Source organism: Undibacterium sp. Di24W, from assembly GCF_049340325.1.
GTDB lineage: Bacteria > Pseudomonadota > Gammaproteobacteria > Burkholderiales > Burkholderiaceae_D > Undibacterium.
Genome location: NZ_JBMPOP010000019.1, coordinates 1 through 1,057 on the forward strand (window position 1 = coordinate 1; position 1,057 = coordinate 1,057).

Genomic DNA, 1,057 nt, shown 5'->3' on the forward strand with positions numbered 1-1,057 from the left:
CCAGTCAAGTCACCGTCGATCACCAATGTATCGCCTGTACCAGCACCACCAGCTACTGTGTCAGAGATAGACAAACCAGCACGTGTGTCTTGGATGTTATCGAATACAACGGTGTCGTTACCTGCACCCATTGTGATCGACTGTGCACCGTTAGCCGCTGCGCTTGTTGATACGCGAACAGTCACGTTAGCCAACTCAGCTGCTGCTGTGATCGTTGCTGCTACCAATTTAACTTGACCTGCTGTCAAAGACAGATCCAATACGCCAGAACCGTCAGCTACGGCACCAGACACGTCCAGACGGTTCAAACCACCGTTAGCACCTGCTGTTGTTGTGTCGAAGTTGATGAAGCCGCCTGCACGGCCAGTACCTGTTGCTGTACCGATAGTGACTGTACCTGAGTAGTTTGCTGCACTTGCCAATGCGACTGTGTTGCTTTCAGAGTCAGCATCTGTCAATGTGAAGTTCGCTACTGAAGAAGAACTAGAGACCGTTGTGTTGAAACGTGGGTCTGTGTTCGTGCCTTCAGCGATGGTCAAACCAGCTGTCGTCGCTGTTGTGCCATAGTTGATCACTGTTTGGTTGATCGCGTTAGAACCTGTGTCACTATGCAATACCGTCACCGCTGTTGCTTGCGCTGCGCTCAATGTGTTCAAGTTGAACGTGGATGTACCCGCTTGTGGTGCTGAGTTAGCTGGTGCGCCTACGTTGGTGTTAGACACGTTACGTACTGTCACGCCTGTCACGTCAGGCAGCTTGATGAAGCTCACTGAAGAAGTAGCATTGTTCAACAACACTTGAACAGCTTCAACTTTAGTGACGATGCTAGAGCCTGATGCTGTTGTATTGCCTGTTACGTTACCGCCATTGACGATGATCAATGTGTCGTTACCGTCGCCACCTGTCAAGCTGTCGCCCGCTTCGATCGTGTCAGCCAAGATGAACGTGTCGTTACCTTTACCGCCAGTGACTGTCACGTTTTGTACTTGACCTGATGTGTCAGCTTTGCTAGTTGTGAAGATGCCGTTACCCAAGTTGATCGTCAGGTTGCCTTCGA

Annotated in this window: 1 protein-coding gene; it reads right to left on the reverse strand. The window is 50.5% G+C overall.

Annotation, left to right across the window (positions count from 1 at the left end; genetic code table 11):
- The coding region (locus ACO0KZ_RS20430; protein WP_422998621.1) for a hypothetical protein at positions 1-1,057 on the reverse strand (1,057 nt) is incomplete at both ends.